Origin of the sequence: Corynebacterium sp. HMSC074C03 (assembly GCF_001838285.1) — a bacterium.
Taxonomy (GTDB): domain Bacteria; phylum Actinomycetota; class Actinomycetes; order Mycobacteriales; family Mycobacteriaceae; genus Corynebacterium; species Corynebacterium amycolatum.
In genome coordinates, this window is record NZ_KV836197.1 from 96,940 (window position 1) to 123,227 (window position 26,288).

19 protein-coding genes are annotated in these 26,288 nt (G+C 57.5%); 11 read left to right on the top strand and 8 right to left on the bottom strand.

Annotated elements, in window-relative coordinates:
* Positions 1 to 15: 15 nt before the first annotated feature.
* From HMPREF2847_RS11715 to HMPREF2847_RS02755, 5 genes are all read right to left on the bottom strand, one after another.
* Positions 16 to 483 (bottom strand): recombinase zinc ribbon domain-containing protein, encoded by a 468-nt coding sequence (locus HMPREF2847_RS11715; protein ID WP_224433374.1) that lies wholly within the window; start codon positions 481 to 483, stop codon positions 16 to 18.
* A gap of 15 nt (positions 484 to 498) precedes the next feature.
* On the bottom strand, positions 499 to 888 hold the full coding sequence (locus HMPREF2847_RS11725; RefSeq protein WP_070429408.1) for a recombinase family protein: 390 nt from the start codon (positions 886 to 888) through the stop codon (positions 499 to 501).
* 71 nt (positions 889 to 959) lie between these two features.
* Positions 960 to 1,607 (bottom strand): response regulator transcription factor, encoded by a 648-nt coding sequence (locus HMPREF2847_RS02745; protein WP_070851436.1) that lies wholly within the window; start codon positions 1,605 to 1,607, stop codon positions 960 to 962.
* On the bottom strand, positions 1,604 to 2,773 hold the full coding sequence (locus HMPREF2847_RS02750; RefSeq protein ID WP_070851437.1) for a sensor histidine kinase: 1,170 nt from the start codon (positions 2,771 to 2,773) through the stop codon (positions 1,604 to 1,606). Before HMPREF2847_RS02750 ends, HMPREF2847_RS02745 begins: the two co-directional genes overlap by 4 nt.
* 56 nt (positions 2,774 to 2,829) lie before the next feature.
* On the bottom strand, positions 2,830 to 4,161 hold the full coding sequence (locus HMPREF2847_RS02755) for an MFS transporter (RefSeq protein ID WP_083327300.1): 1,332 nt from the start codon (positions 4,159 to 4,161) through the stop codon (positions 2,830 to 2,832).
* 186 nt (positions 4,162 to 4,347) lie between these two features.
* On the opposite strand from HMPREF2847_RS02755, the gene HMPREF2847_RS02760 reads away from it, so the two are divergent.
* The 3 genes from HMPREF2847_RS02760 to HMPREF2847_RS02770 all read left to right on the top strand — a co-directional run bounded on the left by HMPREF2847_RS02760 (position 4,348) and on the right by HMPREF2847_RS02770 (position 8,859).
* A complete protein-coding gene (locus HMPREF2847_RS02760; protein ID WP_005510532.1) occupies positions 4,348 to 4,827 on the top strand; it encodes a universal stress protein in 480 nt (159 codons plus the stop codon).
* Between the two features lie 196 nt (positions 4,828 to 5,023).
* Positions 5,024 to 5,218, top strand: a complete 195-nt coding sequence (locus HMPREF2847_RS02765; protein ID WP_005510537.1) for a DUF2613 domain-containing protein — start codon at positions 5,024 to 5,026, stop codon at positions 5,216 to 5,218.
* A gap of 29 nt (positions 5,219 to 5,247) precedes the next feature.
* On the top strand, positions 5,248 to 8,859 hold the full coding sequence (locus HMPREF2847_RS02770; protein ID WP_070851438.1) for an alpha-(1->3)-arabinofuranosyltransferase domain-containing protein: 3,612 nt from the start codon (positions 5,248 to 5,250) through the stop codon (positions 8,857 to 8,859).
* Positions 8,860 to 8,865: 6 nt separating this feature from the next.
* Here HMPREF2847_RS02770 and HMPREF2847_RS02775 read toward each other — a convergent pair whose 3' ends face one another.
* Positions 8,866 to 10,146 (bottom strand): acyltransferase family protein, encoded by a 1,281-nt coding sequence (locus HMPREF2847_RS02775; protein WP_070851439.1) that lies wholly within the window; start codon positions 10,144 to 10,146, stop codon positions 8,866 to 8,868.
* Positions 10,147 to 10,342: 196 nt separating this feature from the next.
* Between HMPREF2847_RS02775 and HMPREF2847_RS02780 the strand changes: the two genes are divergently transcribed.
* Both HMPREF2847_RS02780 and HMPREF2847_RS02785 read left to right on the top strand, forming a co-directional pair.
* The gene (locus HMPREF2847_RS02780) at positions 10,343 to 11,503 is read left to right on the top strand and encodes a cell envelope lipid trafficking protein PgfA (protein ID WP_070851440.1); all 1,161 of its coding nucleotides are present in this window, start codon (positions 10,343 to 10,345) and stop codon (positions 11,501 to 11,503) included.
* 92 nt (positions 11,504 to 11,595) lie between these two features.
* Positions 11,596 to 13,428: an MmpA family trehalose lipid delivery protein gene (locus HMPREF2847_RS02785; protein WP_070851441.1), complete on the top strand. Its 1,833-nt coding sequence runs from the start codon at positions 11,596 to 11,598 to the stop codon at positions 13,426 to 13,428.
* Here the strand turns inward: HMPREF2847_RS02785 and HMPREF2847_RS02790 are convergent.
* Positions 13,408 to 14,586, bottom strand: coding sequence for a glycosyltransferase family 4 protein (locus HMPREF2847_RS02790; RefSeq protein WP_070851442.1), 1,179 nt, complete (start codon positions 14,584 to 14,586; stop codon positions 13,408 to 13,410). The genes HMPREF2847_RS02785 and HMPREF2847_RS02790 overlap by 21 nt on opposite strands.
* A 93-nt stretch (positions 14,587 to 14,679) precedes the next feature.
* On the opposite strand from HMPREF2847_RS02790, the gene HMPREF2847_RS02795 reads away from it, so the two are divergent.
* The 4 genes from HMPREF2847_RS02795 (at position 14,680) to HMPREF2847_RS02810 (ending at position 19,452) form a co-directional block, all read left to right on the top strand.
* A complete protein-coding gene (locus HMPREF2847_RS02795) occupies positions 14,680 to 15,570 on the top strand; it encodes a class I SAM-dependent methyltransferase (RefSeq protein ID WP_246821915.1) in 891 nt (296 codons plus the stop codon).
* A gap of 99 nt (positions 15,571 to 15,669) precedes the next feature.
* Positions 15,670 to 17,247: a type I restriction-modification system subunit M gene (locus tag HMPREF2847_RS02800; protein ID WP_070851443.1), complete on the top strand. Its 1,578-nt coding sequence runs from the start codon at positions 15,670 to 15,672 to the stop codon at positions 17,245 to 17,247.
* Entirely contained in the window at positions 17,240 to 18,289 is a 1,050-nt protein-coding gene (locus HMPREF2847_RS02805; RefSeq protein WP_070851444.1) for a virulence RhuM family protein, read from the top strand. The genes HMPREF2847_RS02800 and HMPREF2847_RS02805 overlap by 8 nt, the downstream gene beginning before the upstream one ends.
* Complete coding sequence (locus HMPREF2847_RS02810; RefSeq protein WP_070851445.1) at positions 18,286 to 19,452, top strand: restriction endonuclease subunit S; 1,167 nt, start codon at positions 18,286 to 18,288, stop codon at positions 19,450 to 19,452. The genes HMPREF2847_RS02805 and HMPREF2847_RS02810 overlap by 4 nt, the downstream gene beginning before the upstream one ends.
* Positions 19,453 to 19,588: 136 nt before the next feature.
* Here the strand turns inward: HMPREF2847_RS02810 and HMPREF2847_RS02815 are convergent, their stop codons facing one another.
* A complete protein-coding gene (locus HMPREF2847_RS02815) occupies positions 19,589 to 21,310 on the bottom strand; it encodes a DUF5635 domain-containing protein (protein WP_070851446.1) in 1,722 nt (573 codons plus the stop codon).
* A 198-nt stretch (positions 21,311 to 21,508) separates the two neighbouring features.
* Between HMPREF2847_RS02815 and HMPREF2847_RS02820 the strand changes: the two genes are divergently transcribed.
* Both HMPREF2847_RS02820 and HMPREF2847_RS02825 read left to right on the top strand, forming a co-directional pair.
* Positions 21,509 to 24,718 carry a type I restriction endonuclease subunit R gene (locus HMPREF2847_RS02820; RefSeq protein ID WP_070851447.1) on the top strand — a complete coding sequence of 1,070 codons (3,210 nt, stop codon included), beginning with the start codon at positions 21,509 to 21,511 and terminating at the stop codon, positions 24,716 to 24,718.
* 280 nt (positions 24,719 to 24,998) lie between these two features.
* Complete coding sequence (locus HMPREF2847_RS02825; protein ID WP_070851448.1) at positions 24,999 to 26,234, top strand: acetyl-CoA C-acetyltransferase; 1,236 nt, start codon at positions 24,999 to 25,001, stop codon at positions 26,232 to 26,234.
* Positions 26,235 to 26,288: the final 54 nt, after the last annotated feature.

Below are 26,288 nucleotides of genomic sequence, written 5' to 3' on the forward strand. Positions count from 1 at the left end.
CAACTGATACGAACATCACCCTTTCAGGGCAATCCTCACCTGTTCACCGGTGCGGAACACGAACCGGATCGCGTCCTCGGTGACAATGGCGTGGTCGATAAGTGCGCTCCATTGTGCGGGGTGAAACTCGCTCACAGGTTCCCCTGTCAGATCATTCAGGGTTGTGGTGATGGCGGCGTGCTTGGCGGTGTTCGCTGCGATATCTTTTTCCAGGCTTGTTCTACGTGCGAGCGTCTTACGGTAGGTAGTATCGAGTTCGGCGTACGCGGATTGGCAGGCGTCCTGGTCGAGCGCACACCGCTGGTTTTCCGCAATCAGCGCTTCGATCTGCTCGTCTTTCACCGTCGCGCTGCTGCAGGGATGTTCGTCTGTGTATTTATGGTTGCATTGCCAAACTGCGTCTTTGCATTTCGTGTTCGACGCCCACGTTTTACGCCCATACCACGCCCCACACCGAGCACATTCCAGCCGGGTGGAGAACAACCCGACTTTCGCTGACTATATGTTGCCATGCCTGGTGGCGAGTTCGTATTGCATCTGATCCCAGATACGCGGTTCGGTAATCGGCTCATGATTACCTGATACATAGTATTGGGGTACTTCGCCTTCGTTGACCTTCATCTTCTTAGTAAGGAAATCGGTGGTGAACGTCTTTTGCAGCAGGGCGTCGTCCTTGTATTTTTCGTTGGACAGGATGGAGCACACTGTCGAGGTTGACCACACTTCTTTCCCGCGCGGGGTGAGAATCTTGCGGGCAGCGAGCTCGGTTTTAATCTCACTGATCGCTATCCCATCAAGGAACAGCTGGTAGATCAACCGCACGGTCGGAGCCTGCGTCTCGTCGATGACGAGGCTTCCACCCTCGCCTTTCTTATATCCGAGTAGCACCAATTACCCATAATCCCCACGCCGACTCCCGTTTCGGAGGAGTTGGCGTGGGGCTTTTACGTGGTCGCGGTTTACGAGGATGGCGACGGCGCGGTATATCTCAGCCACCGCAGCACTGCTTTGACACGACGGTTGCTATCCTCCGGCTGGAAGCCGAGCTTTAAAAACACATTCGCCACATGCTTACTCACAGCACCTGCGGTTAGTACCAGGCGCTTTTCCATTTCCTTATTACTGAGCCCCTGCGCCATCAGGTCGAGCACTTCGCGCTCGCGCGGGGTCAGCGCGGCGATGCCGTCCTGCTTTGCGGCCAGTAGCGTCGCAACCACTTCAGGGTCAACCACGGTACCGCCGCTGCGGACCTCTTCCAGCGCCGCAACGAAGTGCTCGACATCAGAGACGCGTTCTTTCAACAAGTACCCAAAGCCACCATGCTGCAGCAGGCGATCTAAGTAACTGGCCGCCACGTATTGGCTGAGCACGACAACCGGCTGGTCAGGGTTGCACTGGCGAAGTTTGGTGACAGCGAGCAATCCGTCGTCACGCATGTTCGGTGGCATCCGGACATCGGTGACGATGACATCGAACGTCTGGCCTTCGGCAGTGTCGAGCAGCTGATCCGCATCACCGACGGCGACGACCTCGTGTCCCAGCGCCCGCAGCAGGCCGGTCAGCCCTTCGCGCAGGAGTACGGAGTCCTCGGCCAGCAGTACTTTCATCGCGTCCTTCCTTGGCGAACAGGCAGTTCCAACCGCAATTCGGCACCACCGTCGGCGTTGGTGAGCGACACGGTGCCACCGAGCGCTGCCGCCCGTTCGCGCAGGCCCGCAATGCCGGTTCCCGTGCCATGCTTTACGACGTCTACAGCGCCCGCCCCCGATGGTTCCATCAGACCTTCACCGTTGTCGCGCACAGTGACCGTAAGCGTACCCGGATGAGACACGAGCGCCCTCTTCGGAGTCTGAACCGCGAGAGTGATATCAGCTCGATCGGCATGGCCATTCTTGGTGGCGTTGGTCAGCCCCTCCGCTGCGCTGTGGTAAGCGAGTAACGCTGAGGTTTCGTCAATCGGGCCGAAGTCGGAAACACCATTTTCACGGACGGACACCTGCATTCCGGAGTGCGCTGCCAGCTCCCTCACGGCAGCGACCAGTCCGTTTTCAAACAGTACCGGCGGGGCAATGCCAAGCACCACGGAGCGCAGCTGTGCAAGAGCCTGCGTTGCATTGCGGTCGGCGGCGGAGAGTGCCTCGGCTACATCTTCTTCAGTCTTACCCATGCGAGCAGCGGCAATGTTGAGTTTCAAGGCGGTCAGGTGTTGCTGTGGACCGTCGTGAAGCTCGCGCTCAATGCGACGGCGCTCGCCTGAGAAGGAGTCAATGAGCACGTCGCGGGATTGGGTAACTTCTTCGCTGGATGGTGCGAGGATGACGCGAGAGAGCCAAATGGACAGCAGGCCGGCACCGAGGTTGATGGCGATGGTCAGCACCAAAAAGAGGATGGCGAAAACCCAGGCAACAGTAATCTTCTGTGTTGGGTCCGTCAGAGTCCAGCTGAAAAACTGCACTTCATCAACCAGGAAAGGTGCAGCGAAGAGCACTCCGACAGTAAAACCACCGCCGACCCACGCTGTGAAGGTGACAAAGCCAATGGCCAACTGGACGAGCAAGTTGACGAAGTTGCGGATGTCGAACCAACGATTGATCACGCGGTTGGCAATCGGGGTGCCGGACCACGATGCTGCCCAGCGAGAGAGCCAATCGGCACCTCGGCCGATGAGCGGAATCCACGGCAGAAGCACAACAGAGGCAATCAAACCCGGAATGAACAGCAGGCCGAGAGTAAAACTCCAGGCCAGCGCGATTAAATTCTTTTTCTTTGTCATGGGTTCAAAGCTAAGTTGACCCGGGTTCAAATACAGTGGAGCTAACTCCCCTAAATTCAGTCGAGCTGAATACGTCCCGGCTTCTTTTCGCCGATACCTCGGTCGGCCAGTTCGTCATCAATGTACGTTGGCCGACCGACAGCCAGCCCAAGCACTGCAAGCACGACCGTAGTACCAAGCAGTACGACCAGAATAGGTGTCCACGTTTCCGTCGTTCCAGCGGCCACACCTACCAGGAATGGCCCGACTGCGGAGAAAATGTAGCCGATTGGCTGCACGAAGCCGGACAGCCGCGCGGTCAGCTCATGGCTGCGCGTGCGGCCCGGAATCAGCGCGATAGCCATGGGGAAACAAAAACCCCCCACGCCCAGCAGGAACGCAGCCCCAATCGCGTATCCAACACCAGTTTCCGCCGCTCCCCGCTGGTCGATCAGAATCATCAACGCGTACCCGAGGAAGAAAAGGCATCCGAGACCAAAAGCGACGTAGGACATGGTGCGGAGCCGTGCAATCAGCGGTGGCATCAGCAGACCGCCGATGATGCCCAGCCCTTGAACAATCATGGATGCCGCGGTAGCTACGCTGACGCTGATGCCTGCGTCGATAAGCATTTTCGGCATCCAGCCCATCAGCACGTAAGCGTTCATCGACTGCACGCCGAAGAAAACTGCCAGCGCAATGGCTGTCGGAGACTTCCAGATTGGCGTGTTTGCCGAGGTGTTGACCGAGGCCTTCGGATAGTCGAATCCGATGCGCGCACGCAGCGGCAACCACACGACAAGCTGAACAAAGGCGGTTATCGCCCATATGGCAATCGCCCAGCGCCACATATCGACGCCGCCTGTGGACGCTTCGGGTGAATCGCTAATCAAAAACGCCGTCGCCGGCCCCAGTCCGCCCCCGAGGGCGAGCATGCTGGAGTACAACATCATCAGCACGACGGCATGACGGCCGCCATGCACCTTGATCCACGCAGGTAGCAGTACATTTCCCAGCGCAATACCCGCAACCGACAACGCCGTAAACAGAAGGAATAGCCAGATGCTGCTCACCCACGGGCGCACCGCAAGGCCGACGAATAGCAACGTCGCAGACAGTGTGAGTGCACCGCTTAAGCCCATTCGCTTGCCGACGGAAACCGCGGACAACCCGATCGCGAAAAATGCGAGCCCCGGAATCGCTGTAATCAAACCACCAAAGGCGGAGGAAGCGCCAAGGTCGGATAGGAGCTGATCAAGCACCGGACCGATTGACGCAATACTCGGGCGCAAATTCAGCGCCGCGACGATTACGGCGATAACAAGAACGGGAACGCTGAGCGCGATGGCATTCTTCGAGGACCCGGCAGCCTTTGGCTGTGGTTGCCCTGGTTTTTCTTCTATCGCCATAACAATGGACGTTACCGCTTCCTGCTAAGGACTCTCTAGCCGACCCAAGCCGGCTGGGTTCGGGGAAGCTTAAAAACTAGCGTGCTGAATGTCGCTGTTGTCCTATCCTGGACTACAACGACATCTCTTTTTCTTTATCTATTGACAGTCTTTCGGCTATCTCTGACGTAAGGATTGAACTCATAAATGGTTGAACCGATTTCTGATTCCATGCTCATTGCCTACGACGGCTCCGACGAAGCCAAGCGGGCGCTGGCCTATGCCGGAAAACTGCTGCGCGTTAAGAAGGCCTACATTCTGACTGCCTGGGAACCCCTGCAGCGCGCTGCAGCTCGCACTGCTGGCGCCTCTGGCATGATGCAGCCCGACTGGGATGCCACGACTGAAGACGGCGATCCGGCTCACGACGAGGCCGTCCGTATTTGCCGTGAGGGTGTACAGATTGCCGCTGAGGCTGGCTTCGTCGCGGAGCCCTACTTGGTAGAGACGGAAACTACTATCTGGTCGGCCATCGTCGATGCAGCTCACGACCTCGATGCGGGCGTAATTATCTCCGGCACTCGCGGTGTTACTGGTTTGCGTGGTCTGTTCACCGCCTCGACCTCTGACGCGTTGCTGAAGAATGCTGGCCGCCCGGTCCTCGTCGTTCCGGGGGAAAAGGAATAATTTCCAGAAAATTTTTAAAAACTTACTTAGCTGATAGAAAATGGGTTAATCTCTCAACTAAGAAAACTCAATGACCGCTGAAACCGCTCAAAATTCAAGGCGGGGAGAGAATCCCAGCTGTTCCACTGGTTTACAGAAGTCACAGAGTGTAGTTTTATAAACAGTATTGACTTAATGCACACGAGGAGTCCTCAACATGGCATACGAAACTGATTCCGAGCAGCGTCGTAGCGTTGGCCCTGCCCTGGCCTCGGCGCTCATTGGCGCCCTTCTCGGTGGTGCCGCTATCTTCGGCATCGGCCAGGCTCTGACCGAAGACCGAATTCCGGAAGCACAGGCTGTTTCCACCGATGACGCTCTGCTTGGCGGTGTCGAGTACGGTCAGCGTTAAGTTTTTAACGCTAACCCTCCTTTAAAGCTATGCCCACCTTTGTTCGAGCGCGTAAGCGCGTGCTTGTACCTTGGTGGGCTTTGCTGTGCCTGCTGGCATTCATCCAGTCCCCCGGCAAGACTGTCGCTGACACAAAGCACGACCTGACAGAAGACCCCATCGGGTTTTTGTCCGCCTCGCTCAACATGTGGTCAGACACCATGCCGCTGGGACAGCTCCAAAACCAGGCATATGGCTATCTCTTTCCACAGGGCGCGTTCTTCGCGCTGTTTAGTTTGCTGCCCGATGTCCTAGCGCCCGGCTGGCTGATTCAGGCGCTGTGGTGGAGCCTTACTCTCTGCGTGGCTTTTACCGGCGCATATCGCGTGGCCGAAGCTATAAACGTCGGCACGCATACCTCTCGCATATTGGCGGCTTTGTTGTACGCGTTGTCGCCGCGTGTGATTACGACGTTGGGCGCGATTTCGTCCGAGACCTGGCCCGTCGCGCTGGCACCGTGGATTCTGCTTCCGCTCCTGCGGGTCGCAGCCCGGCGCGAGGAACTGCCCTGGCGTGCGACTGCCCGTGCCGTATTGCTGTCCGGCCTAGCGGTGCTGTGCACTGGCGCGGTCAATGCGGTCAGTACAGCGGCGGCTTGCATCCCCGCAGGTCTGATGCTGCTCTTCTTCGCTTTTACGGAGCCTCGCCGCGGGCGTGCGTGGGCGATGCTCGGCGGTTGGCTGGCTGCGTGTGCAGCGGTCAGCATGTGGTGGATTGTGCCGCTACTCCTGCTGGGCAAGTACTCACCACCGTTTACGGACTACATCGAGTCCTCCGGTGTGACCACTCGTTGGTTGAGTCTCGGCGAGACGCTCCGCGGTTCCACCTCGTGGACACCGTTTGTCTCTTTCGAGCGAGTCGGCGGAAATGCGCTGGTCGCGGAGCCCATTCTCATTTACGCCACCCTGGCTGTAGCGGCGATTGGCCTACTCGGCTTGGTCATGCGCTCGCTGCCGCTGCGTCGAATGTGGCTGATGATGCTGCTCATCGGGCTTGTCATCATGGCGGCCTGGACGGAGCCGTTCGGGCTGGCGTGGGAATCGGCTCGCGAGGTGCTCGATTCCACGCTCGCAGCAGTGCGCAACCTGCACAAATTCGACACTATTGTGCGTCTGCCACTTGTTATCGGCTTCGCTCATGCGACAGCCCAGCTGCCATGGCCGTGGCGAGAGCCGGCGAACGAGCACACGAACGAGACGGCGAGCGATTCAGCGACCACTGGCTGGCAGCAGTGGCTACACCCGGAGAAGCACCCGCGCGCTATCGCATCGATGCTGGTTCTGGTGGTTATCGCCAGTGCCACCGCCCCTGCGTGGAGCGCACGCCTCGCTCCGACAGGTGGTTTTTCCGAGGTTCCGGGCTACTGGCACGAAGCGGCCGACTGGCTGAATAAGCAGGGCGAGGACACCCGCACGCTGGTGGTGCCGTCATCGCCGTTTGCTGATCAGACATGGGGCAATACTCGCGACGAACCGCTCCAGCCGCTTGCCGACGTGCCCTGGGCCGTCCGCGATACGGTGCCGCTAGTGCCCCCAGAGGCGATTCGCGGCCTCGATGGTCTGCGCAATTCACTGACTCGGGGCCGTGAGGTACCGGCACTGGATGCCACCCTGCGCAACAACGGTATCGGCTACGTGCTGGTCCGCCATGACTTGAGAGTTACCTCGAGGGGCGATTCGCTGCGCGCCATCACTTCCACGCTGCAGGACTCCCCGACCATGGAAAAGGTGGCGGAGTTCGCGGACGAGGACGGCCATACCGCTATCCAGATTTGGGGTGCGGGCCCGAAGGAGCTGCGCAATCACGCACTTTCACCGCGGTTGGTGGACACTACCCAGGTGCCGCTGGTCGCCGGCGGCCCCGAAGTGCTCCCGCGGCTTGACGAAGTCGATTCCGATGCTCCGGTGCGCATCCTGTCTGGCAAGGATGCCGGCACTGTCACCGACACCCCCGCCCGCCGCGGCCGCAACTATGGTGAAGCCGTCGGCGCGGAGTCAGCAATCCTGGCCGAAGACGAGGACTCATATGTCCGCAACCTCGTTCCGGACTACCCCGTCGTGGGACTGCCACTGACGCAGACAGCAACGGGTCGCGCCACAATTGAGGTTTCGTCGTCGGCCTCTGAGCCATACAACGTCGGTGGTGCATCGGCTGACCACTCGGTCAACGCAATGCTCGACGGCGACACCTCCACCTGGTGGGAACCCTTGGCGGGCAAGAGCCAGGCTGAGTGGGTCAAACTGTCGTGGAAGGAACCGACCGATAACGCAGTGCTCAGCCTGACCGGTGCTCGCGTTCCAGTGCAACTGCGCATCCAGACTGATACGGCTTCGAGCTCCGTACAGTTGGTCCCGGGTGAGACGACTCGTATTCCGCTGCCCGGCGGCAAGACCACATCGGTGCGCATCACAGCAAAGATTGCTCCTGTAGGCTTTGCTATCTCCGAGCTAGGCCTGGTGATTCCAAAGCGAGACACTGGCTTCGACGCATTCGAATCCAGCAGCCCCGATTCCGATGAAGATACAGAGTTTTCCACCGAGGATATAGCGGAGGACCTCACGCCGGTTCGTGTCCCGGTGGTGCCGAATTCCTCGTCGCTGGCTCAGCGTTGGGTCTTCGGCCAGGAGATTCACGAGGGCACGCTGGTGCGCCTGTTCACCGTTCCAAAGCCGGTAAAGGTAAAGGTCGATGCTGATACCTGCCGCAGCAGCATCGGAGCCCCGTGGGCCAGCCTCCAGCGCGGTGACGGCTCTGATCACCGCGAGCTGACCTGCGGTGAAGAGATTGAGCTCTCACCGGGGCCATGGCGCATCGATGCCAAGTCCGATTGGGTGTCGCTCACCTCGACTGACTACTTCGCGCCGTCAGCTGAGCAGCAGAAAGTGACGCCAATCGATCTGAACAATCCCATTGACACTGCCGACCACGATCGCATCGTGTGGTTGCCAATCTCTGTCAATGCTGGCCATGAGCTCCGTGTCGGAGGCGCCGCCATGAAGCCGGTAACGGTCTCTGGTTGGCAGCAGGGTTGGACGATTCCGGCCGGTATTGGTGGTGCGGTCGAGCTGACCTACCCACCGCAGCAAACCTGGCGTACTGGCATCCTGGCAGGCGGCGCACTCGCAACCGTGTACGCACTGGTCACTGTGGGGCTGGCTTTCGCTTGGCGACGCTTCGCTCTCACCTCCCCGATTCCCGCATCTTCGCTGAGCAATGACTTGCCGCGGACGGCTATTGGCATTGCGGCTGCCGCGACAGTGACACTGGTATCCAGCTGGCCTGGCGTGGTCGTTGCCCTCGTGGTGGTTGCCGCTACCCTTGGTGCGGTTTTCTGGGCACGGAAGCGTGGGGACGTCGTCAAGCTATGGCTGAACGTGCGAAACGCCCTTATTGTGACACTTGCTGCGACGATGTTGATTGCGGGCTTGGTGCTGGCGGCGAACCCGTGGCCGAAGGATGACTACGCCGGTGCCGACTGGCCGCTTCAGTTACTGGTGACGGCGGCGCTGACGATCGTGGCGTGCTGCTCGATGCTTTCCGGTGGCGGTGCTGATAACGACACCGACAGCGACGTCGACGACACCGACAACACCGCTGATTAAGAGCTGTTAGCGGTTGACCCAGACGCGTGCGAAGAAGCGGCGGGCAGGTTCCTCGACGAGCGCGTAGGAGGCGGCGGCCACTGGAATCGACAGTGCGACCGTAACAATGGTGACACTGAGCAGATGGCCGGTAAATAGCTTCACACCAAGCAGCGGGAATGCGATGGAGAGCATCGCCACGTGCCAGAGGAAGATGCCGTACGACCAGCGCCCCAGCGCCTGTATGATGGGGTGTTCGAGGAAGCGCGACTCCGGCGCCATCGTCCAGGGGCCGATGATGGCGGCACCGAAGACCAGCCCACACAGCAGGCGGCGGGTGAATTCCCAGTTGGTGAGCTCGACTAGCCCTTCGGGACCCAGGTAGGAAGCCAGAACCAACGCACCAACGGCGATCGCCAGCCACAGTGGGCGGCGGCGAGCCCAGCGCTGCATGGTTTCCACCCTCGCGCGGGCAGCATCGGTATCGACGCCCTGGAGCGATTCCAGCTCGGCGAGAATCATGCCAGCTGCGAACCAGGAAAAGTATGCAATCGGCTGAATATGCGGGTTAACGCCTTCTGGGTACGGCAGTGGCAGGTAGGGCCAGCCGAAGCTCAAGATTGCGAGCAGGGAAATTGTCACTATGCGGCGCCCCTGCTGGCGATGTGGGTCCAACCGGCTAAGCCCGATGGCAAACAGCGGCAGCGCGATGTAGAACGCGACCTCCACCGACAATGACCACAGGTGCGTCAACCCACCGTGCAGAGAGCCTGAGAAATACACCTGTGTCAGCGTCAGGTTTGTCAGCCAAATCTTGAGATCCGCGCCACGCCCCACCGGCAGTGCGATGAGCACAATAAGCACCAGCACCCAGTACGCAGGCATAATGCGCGCGACGCGCTTCTTGTAGTACTTCGCCCAGCTCTTCTTCCGTCCGCCGTCGGCATCGGCCAATGCTTTACGACGGGGGATTCCGCCATAACCCGAGCGGTGAGAACGCCACAACAGGAATCCGGACAGCACGAAGAAAACAGCCACGAAGAAGTCGAAGCGGCCGAGGACGCGTTCCCACAGGGCTCCCACATCATGCCCGGTCTGGAATGCGACGTGCGTACCGATGATGCCCATCGAAGCCACAGCGCGCAGCCCCTCCAGCGAGGGCAGGAAGCCTGGGCGGAATGTGGTGGCAGAGTTCGGCACAGCGCTGGATGCAGTGCTGGGGGCAGTGCTCGGCGTGGAGTTCGGCACAGAGCTCGACACTGTGTCTTGCCCAGCGTTTGACGCTGCCGCAAATGCCTTGGACGTCATAGTACTTTCTTACACGGATACCGGAATGAGTAAAATCACTTGTATTCTATTATGAAATAAGTCCTGTTCAGGCCGGTTTTTCCAAAACTCTTTTGTTTTCCCGACAAGTTATTTTTTAAAAACACACCACATAACTCCTAACTTCCTGCTAGGTTTTGCAGCAGAAAGTTACGTACAGTTAAAGGACTATCCGCTGATGAAGAGAACTCTCGGACATGCACTGATTATCATCGGTGCTGCATTGATTGTCATTGCCGTCCTTCTGCCAACCTTCCTGGTGCCTCGCCTCCGGGTCATCCCACTTGACACTGTGAGCGACACCATCACGGAGGTGCGCGACGGCACTCTGTTGGACTCCAGCCAGCTGGGCAAGAATGAGCCAACGCCAAACCGCAAGAATGACCCGCGTTGCAAGGCAGAGACGGACGAAGAAAAGCGCGACCTCCCGGTCCACTGCTTCATCAACGACAAGACTCCGATGCAGTCGAAGCGCCACGTTGAGATTGAGGAGCCGGCTGACGAGAAGATCGCAACTCTCCAGGTCGGTACCACCCTGCTGCGCGATGACCGCGAAGAGCCGAAGAACCTCATCAATGCGACCCTCGACCGCATCACTGTTGACCGCAGTACTGCGTACCCGGTAGATGACCCGATCTCCAGCGTTGCTATTAACGCACCGCAGGGCGGTTCGGACACCAAGCCGCCGACGTTCACCCGTCCGGGTATCCAATACCAGTTCCCGTTTGGTGCTCAGAAGAAGTCCTACCCGTACTACGACGTCCAGGCGATGCGTAACTTCGAGATCGACTTCGTCGGTGAGGAAACTCAGGATGGCGTCAAGGTCTACAAGTACTCCATGACCATTCCGCCGCAGAACCTCTACGAGTCCCTGACCGAGCACTTCACTCGCGACGGCCGCAAGCTCACCGAGGCTGACAAGTCCTCGCTGGCTTCCATGCGCTTGAGCTTCCCGGCTCACAAGTGGGGCCTGGAGGGTGACGACGACGTCGAGTTGGATCGTTACTACACCAACGTCCGTACTGTTCGCGTCGAGCCAACCTCTGGCGTGATCGTCAACGGTACTGAAGAGATGTTCATGTTCTACGCCAAGGACGACAAGGAAGCGGAAGAAATTGCTTCCAAGGCTGGCCGTGAGAAGGAAGCCAAGGAGCAGAACCGTACCGCGATGAAGTACACCGCTCAGTGGGACGAAGGCACCAAGGGCCGTCAGATGGACCGTGCTAAGGAAGCACGTAAGTCGCTGACTATCGGTGGCACTGTCGCACCGTGGATCCTCGGTATCCTCGGCCTGGTTCTCATCGTGATTGGCTTCCGCATTCGCAGCAAGTCTGCCTAAGAGACCAAGCCACGAGGCCCTTAAGATGCCTCATGCTCTCGCTTACCCTAAGTTTCACTGAGGAAAGCGAAAAATAACTTAATATAGGGCACGTGACACAACGTTTCCGCACTACTCTGACCCAGTCGGCTCGCTCTCATTCGGAGCGAGTCGCCTGGGTTTTTGTGTTGTCGTGGATTCTCTTACTGACCGCTGCCGTGTGCTGGCCTCTCTTTGCGCCCCTCAAGGCCCCGGCTGATGGTCGCTTTGGGGCGCCGATATTCCTGCTGCGCGACATGGTCATCCCCAATCACCCACCGCTTACCGACGCGGCCCTGGGACTCGGCCCCGCTGCGGCACGAGCTGTTCCTCAGGACACCGCACTGTGGGCACTGGGATACTTTGTGGATGCCAGCCATTGGGTGCGCTTCGCCATGGTCGGCGCCTGTTTGATTGGTGGTCTTGCAGCTGCTGAGCTCGCCCGCAGGTTCACTCGCCACGGCTCTGGCGCCAGTAACGCATCCAGTGCCGGTCTTATCCCCATGACTCCGAGCTTGGCCAGTCAGCTGATCGCACCGACGATGCTGCTCTGGAACCCGTTCGTGGTCGAGCGTTTACTCCAGGGACAGTGGTCACTGGTCATCGCCGTATTGTTACTTCCGGCAGTAGTTCTGGCAACACAGATGGGTAGTGCTTTGTGGCGCACCAGCGCCATTGCCGCTGCGGGCCTCACACCGACCGGTGCCCTTTTAGCTGGTATCACCGGCATTGCTGCCGCCCGCAATAACCGCGACCGCGCTTGGATTGCGGCCACAACAGTGGCGGTCAGTTCACCGTGGCTGGTGGCATCTTTGCTGAACCCGAGTGCAGCTGGGTCCTCCGATGTTGCTGGCGCTGCCGCATTTGCGGCCAGAGCAGAGGCACACGTCGGCACGCTCGGCAGCCTGTTGGGGCTGGGCGGTATCTGGAATAAGCAAGCTGTGCCGCTAACTCGCGAGGCTGGTTTTTCGGCGATCATGGTGCTGGTGCTCTTGGTACTCATGGGTCTGGGATTCCGTCGTGTCTGGCATTCGCAAGAGCGCTGGCGGGGGCTGATTATCACCGGCGCCGTGAGCATTGTGCTCGTCGCTCTCGCCGCAACAACGCCGGGCATTTTGATGATGGGTTGGGCGCTCGAGCACATCCCGGGGGCGGGTCTGCTTCGCGATGCACAGAAGTGGATCGCGCTAGCTGTCCCTGCCTATGTCATCCTCGCCGCCAGCGGTGCGGAGTACCTGGCACGCCGCGCTCGCAGCGCCACCGCCACTATCGGCCAGTGGTTGGCTACTGGCGTCAGCGCGCTCATCATCATTGCCGCTGTCCCCACGCTACCCGCCGATGTCGCTCCACTCCGCCCCATTCCGTCATGGGAGGGCTGGTCGGCGGTTTCCGGTGTCGTCGCGCTTGACGACGATCGCGTTGCGGTTCTACCTGCCGGTTCTTACCGCATCATTAATGGGCGCCCTGTCCTCGACCCGGCTACGAAGATTTTGCCCGCTCCGGTGGTGAGCTCCGGCGAATTGATCGTGTCTGGGCAGTCGGTGTCTGGCGAGGGAGCCACAACCGTTGAGCGTACGCTGCTCGGCGGTGCAAAGAGACAGGAGGAGCTTGCGTCTGCGCTCCAGAGCCTTCGGGACCAGGGCGTTGGCTGGGTCCTAGTGGAGAATTCGCCCGGCAACTTCGGCGATTCAGCTGACATTGTGGCAGCGCTAGATCCCGTCTATGAAACACCTGACCTGCAGCTATACCATGTTCCCGGCGTTATCAATCCGACCACAGAACCAAGCCAGGGGGCCTATGCAGCTGCGTGGATAGCCTTTGGAATCTGGACTCTTTGCCTGCTCGCTGGGCTACTGGCGGGACTATTGGCTGGAGTAAAGGAAGCGCTACTGCCCCGCCGCAGGTAGCAGATTGTCCAGAGTTGGGTTTTCCAAGACATTCAGAACTGCCTCGCCGGTTTTGTCCCAGCCAAATTCTGCGGCACGGGCGACGCATGCCTTGGACATGGCGCGATGCAGTTCGCCGTTATCGAGAATCTGTCGTGTCTTGGCAATTAGGTCAGCTTCATCGCTGGCCAGCAGGCCAGTTTCACCGTCGTTGACCGAGTCGCGCAATCCCGCCGAGGAACGGTAACCGACCGTTGGCACGCCGTGCTGCGCCGATTCGATGACGGCGAGCCCCCAGCCCTCCTTGCGGGAAGGCATCAGATGCAGACACGCCTTGGAGAGGATGCGGTGTTTATCCGCCTCTGTGACCTGCCCGTGGAAGACCACGTGATCCGAAACACCCTTGTCACGGGCATATTCCACGAGGTTGTCGTGCCACCACCCCGAGCCAATAACATCGAGAATCGCACCTGGACGATCCTGCACAAGATCTGCGAGCACATCGATGGCGTGCTCAATCTGCTTATGCGGGACCAATCGCGACAGCGTCACCAGATGCGCTGCCGGACCGTCGCACTCGGATAGATCTGCCATGATTTCGGTCGACTGCAACTCCCCCGGAATCGGGTCCACACCATTGCGAATCACCGCGATGCGCCCCGGCGACACTCCGAGTTCTACCAGTTCAGCGGCACTTGGTTCGGAAACCGTGATGTAGCGGCTGCGGCGGTGAATCATCGGCGACAGACGCGACTCGATGAACCACCCCAGCTGGCTAATAATCGGCCCCGCCACTGGCCACTGCTCGCGGTGGCAGTGATGTGTCAGGAGCACCGTCGGTGCGCCGGAGAAAATCCGCGCGAAAAAGGGGACACCGTTTTGGGTATCGACCACGACATCCGGCTTGCCGCCGAGCGCCTTGGCAAGTGGCCCCACGCCAAATCTAGCCCCCAGCATCGCGGTCCAGGAACGCACGTAGACGGAGAAGTTTCCACCAGCGCGGGAGAAAGTCACGCCGTCACGACGTGAAAGGGCCGGTGCGCCTGGGTAGCTGGCCGTGCGGAACACCACAGTGTGGCCTTGGCTGGCAAGGTAACCCGCAACGCGTTCCAAATAGCGCTCACTGCCTCCACCTTCGGGATGACCAGTGTCGCGCCAACACAACAATAAGATTTTCATAACAATATGAGCCTAACGCTCGGCACGGCTTTCGTTGCCGCTTTAGCTCAAATCCATACTCCCAGACCCAACCAGTCCATTAGATTGTTTGACGTGACCAGCTTTCGCTTTCCCGCTTTTATCGTCCCGCCCGCTCTGAAAGAGCTGCGCAGCTTTGCTACGCTGTCGCGCTCATTTGGGCTGCTCAACGACTTCAAATACGAGCAAACCGATCCCGATATCTTCTACGGGCACCTTGCCGAAGACACCATCGGCCTCCTAGAAGGCATCGCGGCTGGCGCGGATGGTTCAGTGGGCGCGGTGGATGCGAGGGGCACCGTCGGTACGGCGGAGTCGCCGGGCGCAGGGGGCACGTCGTCAAGCGTTACGACGAATACCGCACTGCATGGCAAGCGCATCCTTGATGTCGGCGGCGGCCCTGGGTACTTTGGCCGAGCATTTGCCCAGCGTGGCGTGGAATATTACACCTGTGAACCAGATGTGGGCGAGATGGCGGCGGCGGGTATCAAGCTGGAGTCGTCGGTACGCGGATCGGGGCTGGAACTGCCGTTTCGCGATGATGCTTTTGACCTGACATACTCATCGAACGTTGCCGAGCACGTGCCTGAGCCATGGACGATGGGCGAGGAAATGCTGCGTGTAACCAAGCCGGGCGGACTGGTTGTTTACTCGTACACCATTTGGTACGGCCCGTTCGGCGGCCACGAGATGGGGATGACGCATTACCTGGGTGGCGACCGCGCGCGGCGCATGTATGAGAAGAAGCATGGCAAGCGGCCGAAGAACTACTTTGGCGAGTCTCTGTTCAAGGTCGGTTGCGGTGAAGGTTTGAAGTGGGCGCGCGCTGCGGCGGAGGCCGGCGACTGCGAACTGCTGGCCGCGTTTCCGCGTTACCACCCGTGGTGGGCCTGGTGGATGGTGCACGTACCGGGGCTGCGCGAGTTCGCGGTGTCGAACCTGGTGCTGGTGCTGCGGAAGCGGTAGGGGGCCAGTTTCTCTCGGAGCGTGCTCCCCTGACTTCGTATCGTCTGCCACTAGACTGGGAGCTCAAGCATTTTTACTGATTGAGCGGGGATTTTCACTATGAGCGACGCAGACCGGGCACAGCTGCACAGGACTATTTGGAACATCGCCAACGACTTGCGTGGCAGCGTGGACGGTTGGGATTTTAAGTCTTATGTGCTCGGCATGATGTTCTACCGCTTCATCTCAGAGAAGCTCTCCGAGTACATCGATGACGGCGAACGTGACGCCGGAAATGAGGACGCGGATTACGCTTCCCTTTCTGACAAGGATGCTGAGTGGGGACGCACCAGTATCGTCGAGGAAAAGGGCTACTTCATTTTGCCCTCTGAGTTGTTTACCAACGTCTGCAAACAGGCAGCTGACGAACACTACCGCGAGAACCTCAATGAGCGACTGCAGCAGGTATTCAAAAATATCGAAGCATCTGCAAAAGGCACCGCTAGCGAAAGCGATCTTCAAGGGCTTTTCGACGACATCAACCTGGACAGCAACAAGCTTGGCAACTCGGTCATCGAACGCAATAACAAGATCTACGATCTGATGAAGCATATCGGCAATATGCCTCTCACGGTTAAAGCCGATGACAACTCCATCGACCTATTCGGTGATGCCTACGAATACTTGATGGGCATGTACGCCTCTCAGGCAGGCAAGTCCGGTGGCGAGTACTACACGCCGCAGGAGGTCTCTGAGCTGCTGACCCGGATTACTGTGGTGGGCAAGGATAGCGTGAACAGGGTGTACGACCCGGCTGTTGGCTCCGGTTCGTTGCTGTTGAAGTTCAAGAAAGTGCTTGGCGAAGGCGGCGTCCGCGAGGGCTACTACGGCCAGGAAATCAACCTGACCACGTATAACCTTGCGCGCATCAACATGTTCTTGCACGATGTGAACTTCAACAATTTCGACATTGCGCTGGGCAATACGCTCACTGAACCTGCGCACTGGGACAATCAGCCGTTTGAGGCGATTGTGTCCAACCCGCCCTACTCCATAAAGTGGGAAGGCGATAATAATCCTCTGCTGATTAACGATCCGCGCTACGCACCGGCAGGCGTCCTTGCGCCAAAGTCGAAGGCCGACTTGGCGTTCACGATGCATATTCTCTCGTGGCTTGCGACGAATGGAACAGCCGCAATTGTTGAGTTCCCCGGTGTGCTTTACCGTGGCGGCGCGGAGAAGAAGATCCGCAAGTACCTGGTGGATAACAATTATGTGGATACGGTTATTCAGCTGCCGCCGGATCTTTTCTTCGGCACCACCATCGCGACCTGCATCATCGTGTTGAAGAAGTCGAAGAAGGACAATTCGGTTCTCTTCATTGATGCCTCCGCAGAGTTTGAGCGCAGTGGCAACAAGAACCGACTGAATGACAAGAACCAGAAGAAGATTCTGGATGCCTTCACTGCCCGCGAGGATGTGGAGTATTTCACCAAGCTGGTGCCCGCTGAGGAGATTGCAGAAAACGACTACAACATCGCAGTTTCCTCCTATGTCGAGCCCGAGGACACCCGCGAGGTCATTGACATCGTAGAGCTGAATAAGCAGATTGTTGGCATCGTGGAGCGCCAGCGCCAGCTGCGCGAGGCAATCGATGAGATTGTGGCAGATCTTGAGGGAACCCGCACCGATGTCTGACACGAACGGCGACATGAGCATGGCGTCTGCGGGCGAGCTGGTGATGTTCCGCACGGACGACGGCGCTACTCGCATTGAGGTACGGCTTGTCGACGAAACCGTCTGGCTCACCCAGGCCCAAATGGTGGAGCTGTTTCAGTCGTCGAAGGCGAATGTCTCCGAACATATTAGGAATGTGTTTGCGGAAGGCGAGCTGCCCAGGTCAGAGGCAACTGTTCGGAAATTCCGAACAGTTCGACTCGAAGGCTCAAGGGAAGTTTCGCGCGAGCGGGAGCACTACAACCTCGACGTGATTATCTCCGTGGGTTACCGAGTGAGGTCCTTGCGGGGTACTCAGTTCCGACAGTGGGCGCTAGGCGTTTTGCGCGAATACCTGATTAAGGGCTTCGCCATGGACGATGAGCGCCTGAAAGAGGGCGGTGGCGGAACATACTGGCGTGAATTGCTGGAGCGCATCCGCGATATTCGCTCTAGTGCGAAGGTCATTCATCGCCAGGTTCTAGATTTGTACGCCACCAGCGTGGATTACGATCCGCGGGCCGCTGTGAGTAAGCAGTTCTTTGCGACGGTCCAGAATAAACTTCATTTTGGTGCTCACGGCCACACGGCAGCCGAGGTGGTTTTCGAGCGTTCGGATGCCACAAAGCCAAACATGGGGTTGACCAATTGGAAGGGCGAGCGCATCACCAAGGCTGAGGTGGAGATTGCCAAAAACTACCTTGCCGAGGACGAGCTAAAACGCCTGAATACCTTGGTTTCTGCCTACTTCGATGCGGCAGAGTTCCGTGCCCAGATGCACCAGCCGACGTATATGGCGGACTGGATGGATCACCTCACCACAATGATTGCGGCCATGGGCGGTAAATCCTTGGAGGGAGCAGGAACGGTTTCCCACCGCCAAGCGGTACAGAAGGCCCATGCGGAATACGAGAAGTACAAAACTGTGATGGATGCCCAACCCAGTGATGTGGAGCGGGACTACCTCAAGGAAATCACTGCAGTTCAGAAACAGATTCAGCAAACACCGAAGGAGCAGAAGTGAACCAGATTGAAAAGCTCATCGAGGAACTCTGCCCGAATGGTGTGGAGTACAAACCGCTGGGCGAGGTTGGCACTTTCAGTCGTGGTGGCGGACTCCAGAAGAAAGACTTCACCGAAAGCGGTGTCGGCTGTATTCACTACGGCCAGATTTATACCCACTACGGAATCTGGGCTACGGAAACTAAGTCATTTGTCAGCGATGACTTCGCTGCGAAGAAGCGGAAGATGCTGCCTGGTGACGTTTTTATCGCTACCACTTCTGAAAACGATGAAGATTTGGGCAAAGCCACGGCTTGGCTGGGCACTGAGGAGATTGTTACAAGCGGAGACGGTTATATCTTCCGACACAGTATGAATCCAAAGTTTGTTTCATACTTCTTTAATAGTTCACTTTTCCATCGATCAATCGAACGCTGGATTACCGGAACAAAAGTTCGTCGTATTTCTTCAGCAGCAATGTCAAAAGTGATGACACCATGCCCTCCGATTGAGATACAACAAGAAATTGTAAAAATTCTCGATACCTTCCAATCGCTGGAAGCGGAGCTGGAAGCGGAGCTGGAAGCGAGGAAAAAGCAGTATGAATCTTATCTTCACTCATTCTTTTCAAATGAGAACTTTTCTAGATTCGAACCATTAGGAAACCTCAGCGATATTGGGACTGGAAGTAGAAATAGCAACGAAGCACAAGAATCCGGGAAATACTGTTTTTACACACGAGGCCAAACTATTAAATACTTAGATAAATATGATTTTGACGAGATTGCAATCATTACCGCAGGCGACGGTGTAGGAGTGGGGAAAGTCATCCATTTTATGGATGGAAAATACGCACTCCATCAACGTGCATATCGAATTCATCCAACTTCTGATGCTATTATTCCAAAATTTATTTACTACTTTATGCATGCGCAATTTCTCGAATATATGGAGCGTAAATCAGTTCATGCGTCGGTAACTTCCGTCAGAATGAAGATGCTCGTCGAGTTCCCAATCCCCATCCCTCCCCTCGAAGAACAGCAGCGCATCGTGAATATTCTCGACAAGTTTGATGCACTCGTGAACGACCTCACCTCTGGCCTACCTGCCGAAATTGAAGCTCGCCGGAAGCAATACGAGTTCTACCGGGATCAACTACTCACGTTTAAGGAGCTTTCGGCATAAACCAGGGAGGCGTCGGCGAGTCCCAGCGGGACGCCGGACTTCCCTCGCTCCATCAGGTCAGCGATACTTCCGCATTCATCACCCACCTCCAGATTGTCAGATTAGGCAGTGTCTAATCTGACAATGATTTCGGTTTCTACAGGGACCTTGACGGATTAGTGAGCCGATACCTGCGCGATCGGCCGTTGCCAATGGCAGTGACAATGCCGGCTTCTACCATGACGTCGATACAGGCCTTCACTGTGCCGCGGGAGCTTCCAGACAGAACCATGAGGTCACTTGTAGCGATATCCCCAACCTCACACAGCCACAACATCGCTGCTTTCTGGAGTTCATCCTGATCGGTGGTGAGGTACCGCGCAGGCAAGAATGGCGTCGGTTCAGCTTTGCGCAAGATTGCTCGGCATGTTTCGCCAAGCACCCGCACTCCAGCATGGGGGACAATCAGCGGTTCACCCAGTACCGTCGTTTGCCGGGCTGCATCCAGGGCATTGTGAGCCGATTCAGGCCCGGCTTGCAGCCCACGCGCTACTTCCGCAACCGTGACAAATGGGCGCTGAAAAAGTAGATACAACACGATTGCAATGCGGTAATCTTCCTGCCGTGCTTGCGGGATTATCCTTGACATCAGCTCAAGAACGGGCAGCACGGGACTGCCACCCACCAAAGTCGTTTCCACAAACGGGCCCGCTACTTCTTCAATGGTGGGCGGCCGATGCCCCAGGGCAATCATCGATTGGTACATGCGATCCACCCCAACACCCTGCTTGTCTACGAGCCCAATTGCGCGATACACATCAGCCAGAGCGGGGTAACGAGCAGAACGGTTACTTAACACATTGTTTTCGGTGATTGCTCCTGGAAAACCACCGGGGCTTCGCACAATCAAGGTGCTGTCGAGCTCAATCCATCGCACATCAATGGCTTCGCTTCGATTCCAATCGCGGTGAATCATGGCATTTAGCATCGCCTCACGCACTGCACCGCGTGGAATCTCTGGTACCGGCTTATGTACGAACCCCTCCACCACAGTGTTGTTTTTATTCACCACATTCAGAGCCTGCTCTATGTACGCAAGCTGCTCAAGACACGACTTCTCAGGTTCCGGCACCACTCTGTTAAGCACCTGACCACCGTGAACATCAAAAATGCTGAGCTCAATAACCGTACGCCCTGCCGAAGTAAATAGCTGCTTTCCTGCCATTGATAGGAATCCATTGGCATCAAGAGCACCAATGCCGTGCAGCACTTCTTGGTCGGTAAGCTCGGCAAACACTGGGGCCCATTTCCTGGCCAACGCCAGGGCACCGGGACGGACATCGGAAAGTGTTGCGGCACTAACCTGCGCCATTGAATCAAAGCCGTCCTGCGCACGCCGATACTCCCACCATTCCGACCGGTCCACCGGCTTGCACGAATCACCAACACGCCAACGCAGCCTATTCCCAGTATCTTCAACGGGTTCAGAGGCTGCCGCAACATAGATGACAAGCACCCGCTGGCCCTGCACACGCTTTTCGACAACATCAGGCGCAATATCAATCCGGCTATAGATAGCCTGCCGCAACCAATCTATGTCCAGTTCGGTACCGATAATCCGCCCTGTTTTATCCTCGATTCCAACAATCAAGGCACCGCCACCAGGAGTATTGGCCATGCAGGCCACTTCGTCGGCAAGTTTGTCGGCAGCTGTCGGATTCTCCGACTTACCAGGTTCGATCTGGGAACCTCTACGTCGGCCAGCTTCCTCTTTGAAATCAATCGACTGGGTCTCTTTGGTTTTACGCACACAATCGTCGATTGCCGACTCCAAAATAGCGTCAACTTGAGCAATCAGCTGCTCCCGGCGAACTTCCATTCCCGGAAAAGTCGGAGCCACAGCGAACCACCACCTGGGGATTGTTAGATTAGAGCCCCCTTATTCTAACAGCGGTTGTGGTTTTTTGGGGAACCTTGGTGGATTAGCTGCACCACCCCGTGCTACCCCGGACTCTCTAAGATAGAGACTCATAAAAGTAACGCTTCAAATTAACACTATGGAAAAGGTGCTGGCAGCATGAACCAGGACGGCGTCGGCAAGCGACGAGTAACCAAGTACGACCCGATCGCTGTCGGTGAGCAGAGCACCGTCGTCGCGGAGTACCAGGCCGAGGAGCGCACCTCAGAGGACTACCAAACTGAGGCGCAACTGGAGCAAGAACTCATCGACATCCTCCAGTCGCAGGCCTACGACTACCTGCCTATCCACAGCGAAGCAGATCTCGTTGCCAACCTTCGCCGCCAACTAGAAACCCTCAACCACGTCACCTTCAGCGACGCGGAATGGGAACGGTTCTATCGCACCTGCATCACCAGCGCCAACGACGGAATCAAGGAAAAGACCCGTCGCATCCACGAAGACCACATTCAGGTTCTTACGCGTGACGACGGCACAAGCAAAAACATCCGACTGCTGGATAAAGCAAATATCCATAACAACCGGCTGCAGGTCATTAACCAGTACGAGGTGGAAAAGGGCGAAAGCGGTGCGAAACACTCCAATCGTTACGACGTCACCATCCTGGTCAATGGCCTTCCCATGGTGCATATCGAACTCAAGCGTCGTGGCGTAGAGCTGCGTGAAGCCTTTAACCAGATCAGGCGCTACCAGCGTGACTCTTTCTGGTCTGGCGACGGTTTGTTCGATTATGTGCAGCTGTTTGTCATCAGTAACGGCACGCTGACCAAGTACTACTCCAACACCACCCGTGAACTGCACATCAAGGAAACGGGAGGAAAAGGCCGCCCAGCACGCGGTGCTAAGAGCTTTGAATTCACATCGTGGTGGGCTGACGCAAACAACCAACCCATCCGGGATCTTGTTGGCTTCACTAAGACATTCCTGTCCAAGCACTCGCTTCTCAATATTCTGACTAAGTTCTGCGTCTTCACCGCCGCGGAAGAACTACTGGTGATGCGCCCGTACCAGATTGTCGCTGCTGAGAAGATTCTGCAACGAATTGAGATTTCCAATAACTATCGTGAACGCCTTGGCACCACGGAGGCCGGCGGCTACATCTGGCACACGACCGGTTCGGGGAAAACCCTCACCTCATTCAAGGCAGCACAGCTGGCTAGTAAACTCTCGCATGTCGATAAGGTCCTTTTTGTCGTCGACCGCAAGGACCTCGACTACCAAACCATGCGTGAGTATGACCGCTTCCAAAAGGGTGCTGCCAACTCCAACACCTCGACCGCCGTGCTGAAGAAGCAGTTGGAAGACGACGATGCGGCCATCATCATCACCACAATTCAGAAGCTGTCGAACTTCATCGCAGGCAACAAACACCACGATGTCTACGGCAAGCACGTGGTCATCATCTTCGACGAATGCCACCGCTCCCAATTTGGCGACATGCACACTGCCATTACTAAGGCATTCAAGAAGTACAACCTCTTCGGATTCACCGGGACACCCATCTTCGCTGACAACTCCACCAGCGGCACCAAGGCCAACCTCAAAACCACCGAGCAGGCTTTCGGCAAACGACTCCACGCCTACACCATCGTTGACGCCATCACCGATAAAAATGTCCTGCCCTTCCGGATCGACTACGTCAACACCATCTCGGTTGGAAACGTTAAGGACAAGGAAGTCACAGGCATCGATACTGAAGGCGCACTCCTGGCCAAGCCACGCCTAAAAAACGTCGTCGACTACACGCTCGAACACTTCGCGCAGAAAACGAAGCGGGAAACCTTCTACGAACACCGCGTTGTCGAGAACGTATCCGCCTCAGCAAAGGCCCGACACCGCGGTCGCATTAAGGAAATAAAGAAAAATCAACGAGTTCGTGGCTTCAATGCTATCTTCGCCACCGCTTCTGTTGAGGCTGCCTACACCTATTACAACCTCTTCAAAGAAGCGCAAGCGTCACTGCCGGAAGCAGAGCGGCTGAAGATCGCCATGATTTACTCATTCGCGCCAAATGAGGCCGAAAAGGATGAGTCACCGACGATTCCGTCGTCAAGCGAAAAGAAAAACGCTGCGGCAGCTACTGCCGTGGCCGACGAGACAGGCTTGCTCCTTGAAGAAGGCATGGAGCCCGAGCAGCTACCCAAGGTTGCGCGCGATTACCTGGAAGCGGCGATTGCCGACTACAACGGGTATTTCAAGACCAACTACGACACCACTGCCGAGAAATTCCAGAACTACTACAAAGACCTCTCCCTGCGAATGAAAAACAGGGAAGTCGATATGACCATCGTGGTCAACATGTTCCTCACCGGATTCGATGCCACCACCTTGAACACCCTGTTCGTGGACAAGAACCTGAAGTACCACGGATTGATTCAGGCATTCTCGCGTACCAACCGAATCCTCAACTCAGTCAAGACGTACGGCAACATTGTCTGCTTCCGAGACCTCGAAGATGCCACAAATGAGGCGCTGCGGCTCTTCGGCGACACCGATGCGCAAAGCGTAGTGCTGCTCAAGCCCTACGCGGATTACTTTGCGGAATACGCCAAGTTGGTGAATCAGCTGCTCCAGGAATATCCACTGAACAAGGTCATTGTTGGCGAGAAGGCGAAAAAGGAGTTCATCAAGCTTTTCGGCGCGATTCTGCGTGTCCAAAACATCCTGACCTCCTTCGACCAATTCGCCGATGACGCGCTGCTGACGCCTCGCCAGGAGCAGGACTATCGCAGTATCTACCTCGACCTGTTCGCGGAATTCCGTACTGAAAGCGACGGGGAACGGGAGTCCATCAACGAAGATGTGGTCTTCGAGATGGAGCTGATTAAGCAGGTAGAGATCAATGTCGACTACATTCTCATGCTCGTCGAGCAATACCGCGAAACCCACGGCAGTAACGAGAGAGAAGAAATTCGTGCCCAGATTTCTCGTGCTGCAAACTCCAGCCCATCGCTGCGGAACAAGCGCGACCTGATTGAAGAGTTCGTCAACACCGTGAGCCTGACCCAGCCCGTTGATGAGCAGTGGGAAGAATTCATCAGGACCAAACGCACGGAAGAACTCAATGCGATCATCGCTGAAGAAAAGCTGCGGATGCCCACTGCGCAATCTTTCATTGAAGAGGCGCTGACCACCGGCATTGTCAGCACGCTTGGCACCGGAATTGTTCGAGTTCTTCCGCCAATGTCGCGGTTTACCCCAGGTAATGAGCGCGAGAAGGTCAAGACGCGGGTGCTGCAGCGCATCCAGGCCTTTGTCGAGCGCTATCGGAACTTGGGGTTCGCGCAGGATGATGGAGAGGCGGCTTGATGGTTGCGGACGGGCTTTTGCGGGGCCTGGAGGGGCGGGCGTGGCAGCTGGACAGGCGTAACGATTGGACCTTCACATGGCAGACCGTTACCGCCTCGCTTCCGCGAAGCTGTGTTTAAAACTACTTATGTAATTACCCCCGGTTTCTCCCATACCCCCAGGTGAGAGACTACGGCGAGTCAACTTTCTCCCCAGCACCCCTCAAATCACCCCCGGCAATCCGCCATTCGTTATAGAGTGACGCACGACACTTTACGACGAATCTGTGAGGTAAAAACACATGACTTCCGCCACCATTCAGCCGGGCGGCGAAGCCTTCATCTACGAGGCAATTCGCACCCCGCGCGGCAAGGGCAAGAAGGACGGCTCCCTCCACGAGGTACGCCCGGTATCACTTCTCGTCAGCCTCATCGACGAAATTCGCAACCGCTTCCCGGAGCTGGATGAAGAACGCATCAGCGACCTCATCGTTGGCTGCGTCAGCCCGGTCGGCGACCAGGGTGCGGACATTGCCCGCACCGCAGCACTCACCGCAGGCCTGCCGTACCGCACCGGCGGTGTCCAGATCAACCGCTTCTGCGCTTCCGGCCTCTCCGCCATCAACTTGGCTGCTCAGAAGGTCCGCTCCGGTATGGACGAGCTCGTCCTCGCCGGTGGCGTCGAGTCCATGTCCCGCGTGCCAATGATGTCCGACGGCGGCGCAATGGCAATGGATGCACAGGTCTCGTTCGCAACTGACTTCGTCCCGCAGGGTATCTCCGCTGACCTGATTGCATCGCTCGACGGCTTTGACCGCGAGTCCCTCGACGAAATGGCAGCACTCTCCCACGCCCGTGCCGCAAAGGCTTGGTCTGAGGGCCGCTTCGACCGCTCCGTCGTCCCAGTCAAGGACGCTAACGGCCTGACCATCCTCGACCGCGATGAGACCATCCGCGAAGGTGTCTCCGCAGAGTCCCTGGCCGGCCTGCGCGCAGCCTTCACCATGATGGGCGAGCAGGGTGGCTTCGACGCAGTTGCACTGAAGAAGTACCCGCAGCTTGAGCGCATCAACCATGTCCACCACGCAGGTAACTCCTCCGGCATCGTCGATGGCGCTGCACTGACCCTGGTTGGTTCTGAGAAGGCCGGCGCAGACATGGGTCTGACCCCGCGCGCACGCGTTGTCGCCACCGCCGTCAATGGTGTCGAGCCGACCATCATGCTCACCGGTATCGAGCCGGCTGTCCGCGAGGCTCTGGCCAAGGCCAACCTGACGGTCGACGATATCGACGTGTGGGAAATCAACGAGGCGTTTGCCGCCGTCGTCAAGCATGCTCAGCAGAACCTGGGCATCGACTACGACAAGCTCAACATCAACGGTGGCGCAATGGCCATGGGTCACCCGCTGGGTGCAACCGGTGCCATGATCACCGGCGCCGCAATCGACGAGCTGCACCGCACCGGTGGCCGTTACGCCCTCATCTCGCTCTGCGTGGCTGGCGGTATGGGTGTTGCAACCATCATCGAGCGCGTCTAAAGCAAACCGGAACGAAACTCACAGCGACAATTACCGCGGCCACACCGCGATAAC

What these genes read in the sequence shown, in the direction of transcription:
- HMPREF2847_RS02775 (WP_070851439.1), bottom strand. Translation starts at nt 10,146, where the DNA reads ATGACGTCCAAGGCATTTGCGGCAGCGTCAAACGCTGGGCAAGACACA.
- HMPREF2847_RS02745 (WP_070851436.1), bottom strand. Translation starts at nt 1,607, where the DNA reads ATGAAAGTACTGCTGGCCGAGGACTCCGTACTCCTGCGCGAAGGGCTG.
- HMPREF2847_RS02820 (WP_070851447.1), top strand. Translation starts at nt 21,509, where the DNA reads ATGAACCAGGACGGCGTCGGCAAGCGACGAGTAACCAAGTACGACCCG.
- HMPREF2847_RS02790 (WP_070851442.1), bottom strand. Translation starts at nt 14,586, where the DNA reads ATGAAAATCTTATTGTTGTGTTGGCGCGACACTGGTCATCCCGAAGGT.
- HMPREF2847_RS02755 (WP_083327300.1), bottom strand. Translation starts at nt 4,161, where the DNA reads ATGGCGATAGAAGAAAAACCAGGGCAACCACAGCCAAAGGCTGCCGGG.
- HMPREF2847_RS02750 (WP_070851437.1), bottom strand. Translation starts at nt 2,773, where the DNA reads ATGACAAAGAAAAAGAATTTAATCGCGCTGGCCTGGAGTTTTACTCTC.
- HMPREF2847_RS02765 (WP_005510537.1), top strand. Translation starts at nt 5,024, where the DNA reads ATGGCATACGAAACTGATTCCGAGCAGCGTCGTAGCGTTGGCCCTGCC.
- HMPREF2847_RS02760 (WP_005510532.1), top strand. Translation starts at nt 4,348, where the DNA reads ATGGTTGAACCGATTTCTGATTCCATGCTCATTGCCTACGACGGCTCC.
- HMPREF2847_RS02825 (WP_070851448.1), top strand. Translation starts at nt 24,999, where the DNA reads ATGACTTCCGCCACCATTCAGCCGGGCGGCGAAGCCTTCATCTACGAG.
- HMPREF2847_RS02770 (WP_070851438.1), top strand. Translation starts at nt 5,248, where the DNA reads ATGCCCACCTTTGTTCGAGCGCGTAAGCGCGTGCTTGTACCTTGGTGG.
- HMPREF2847_RS02815 (WP_070851446.1), bottom strand. Translation starts at nt 21,310, where the DNA reads ATGGAAGTTCGCCGGGAGCAGCTGATTGCTCAAGTTGACGCTATTTTG.
- HMPREF2847_RS02800 (WP_070851443.1), top strand. Translation starts at nt 15,670, where the DNA reads ATGAGCGACGCAGACCGGGCACAGCTGCACAGGACTATTTGGAACATC.
- HMPREF2847_RS02805 (WP_070851444.1), top strand. Translation starts at nt 17,240, where the DNA reads ATGTCTGACACGAACGGCGACATGAGCATGGCGTCTGCGGGCGAGCTG.
- HMPREF2847_RS02780 (WP_070851440.1), top strand. Translation starts at nt 10,343, where the DNA reads ATGAAGAGAACTCTCGGACATGCACTGATTATCATCGGTGCTGCATTG.